The 1,141-nt window shown below is 57.6% G+C and carries 1 pseudogene; it reads right to left on the bottom strand.

What is annotated here, in order from left to right:
- Window positions 1–904, bottom strand: a pseudogene (locus OS035_RS33470) (IS110 family transposase); the annotation flags it as partial.
- Window positions 905–1,141: the final 237 nt, after the last annotated feature.

Below are 1,141 nucleotides of genomic sequence, written 5' to 3'. Positions count from 1 at the left end.
CCCCCAGGTCTTGAGGCTGCTCTCGGTCCTGACACTGGCGCGCGTGAGAAGCACTGTCGCCGCTTCATAAAGCAACCCCCGCAGGTGATTATCACCTCTTCGCGAGATATGGCCATTATAGTCAACCTCACCTGACTGGTAGCGCCGCGTTGTTAGCCCGAGCCAGGCTCCTACCGAGCGCGACGTTCGGAAGTTTTCTGGATCTTCAATCGCTGCGATGTAGGACACAGCCGTGACGGCGCCGATGCCTGGGATCGTCATCAGAAGCTTCGTAGACTGGCTCTGCCGTGCCACTGCGAGCAACTGGCGATCAAGATCGGCCGCGCGTTTGCGTATGTCGCGCCACGCCTCAAGCAGAGGCAATATGATCCGTGCAAGGTCGTTATTACCAGCCAAAAGCTCTCTCACATTGCCATCAAACACCCGACCAGTTCCTTTGGGGACGATAAGACCGAATGTCTTCATCAGGCCGCGGATTTGGTTGCTAAGTTGGGTTGAGATGTTCAGGAGCTGGTTGCGGGCCCCGACCAGCGTGCGCGTCAGCATGCTGTCAAATGACTTTACTCGAACGACCTTGTAGAAGCCCGCTTCGGCCAGTTGCGCCAAGCCATCTGCATCATTGGCATCGGTTTTGTTGAGCGTCTCGTCCAATACCTTTTGCGCGTGCCGCGCTTCAAATGCAGATCGCCGGCATCCCCTCGGCTGTCAGGGCGTGATAGAACCACGTCGACAACGGCCCCGTCTCAAATACGACGCGCCTGGCGTGCGGCGCATGCTTGCGGATCATCTCTGCCAGAAGTTTTGGATCCGAAGGGCACTTCCCCCGCCAGATCCGCTTCCCGTCCTCCCGGATCGAGATCGCGGTGTCTTTCAATGAAACGTCCAGCCCTATATATTGGTCCATGGTTGCCTCCACTTGATGTTTGGGCCCGGTGCCAATCGTGAGCCCGCAATTTCCATCTTACCGGGGGCAACCACCCACGCCAGCCATCATCTTATAAATGGAGCTTGGACAATCGCGCCGCGATTACCCCATGTGTAGCTGACGGCTGATTGCCGTGCTTTCCGACGTCGGGTCGGAGGGATATCAGCGTGCCACAGCGGGCAGACTGATTTGCGGATCATCGCTCATTTGGGCCAT

It is taken from the genome of Rhizobium sp. 268 (assembly GCF_036571585.1).
Classification (GTDB): Bacteria; Pseudomonadota; Alphaproteobacteria; order Rhizobiales; family Rhizobiaceae; genus Rhizobium; species Rhizobium redzepovicii.
This window is presented reverse-complemented; position numbering and strand designations above follow the sequence as displayed.